At 61.9% G+C, this 656-nt stretch carries 1 protein-coding gene; it reads right to left on the reverse strand.

The genetic code is table 11. The annotated features are described in order from the left end of the window. Positions 1–400: 400 nt before the first annotated feature. Positions 401–655 carry a tyrosine-type recombinase/integrase gene (locus ACGTN6_RS20765; RefSeq protein ID WP_394594978.1) on the reverse strand — a complete coding sequence of 85 codons (255 nt, stop codon included), beginning with the start codon at positions 653–655 and terminating at the stop codon, positions 401–403. Position 656: the final 1 nt, after the last annotated feature.

The raw sequence follows: 656 nt of genomic DNA on the forward strand, positions 1-656 counted from the left end.
TGGCAAACCATCGTGATGCGATCGACGCAGAGATCCGCGACGCTGGCCCGCCGCCACCTGGCGCCGATTGCTGGATGGAAGATCAACACACCGAGTCGGAGCAACTGGGCATGGAGCTCTCGGAAATTTCCAGCGAAGTGCGCAACGTCGAACGCATCCTGGCATCACGACAATGAGAGCCCCCCCCTTATGGCTAAAGGAAATGGATTCCGGTCAGAGCGTCTCGGTATCAACGACGCTGCTCGCATACTCCAGGTTCGCTCATCAGAGCTGAAAACTGCCATCCTCGAGGAACGTCTCCTGCGCGGGATACAGCCCCCGCGCCCGTTGTGCCGCACTGGCTCGGGGGCAGGGGGCTGGGTCTTCTTGGCCGGTGACGTCCTGGACGCAGCTGAGCATCTCAAGTAGCCAGCTTTCCGGGCCCTGTGCTCAGGGCCCATCCATCCAGTGGCGTTCGCTCCATGTCCTGGTGCCATGCGTCTTCTGAAGCATGGTCGTACTGGGCTGTTGTCTCGATGGAGGCATGGCCAGCGCTTCGATTCAGATGGCGCAGACTGGCTCCCAGGTTCCCCATCGCGGTCACATAGGAATGGCGTAGCCAATGTGGGCTGGCTCGGCGAAGCTGGGCAGCCCCGTGGGGGTGTTCGCCCTCGATC

The organism is Halomonas sp. B23F22_20 (assembly GCF_043496985.1).
GTDB lineage: Bacteria > Pseudomonadota > Gammaproteobacteria > Pseudomonadales > Halomonadaceae > Halomonas.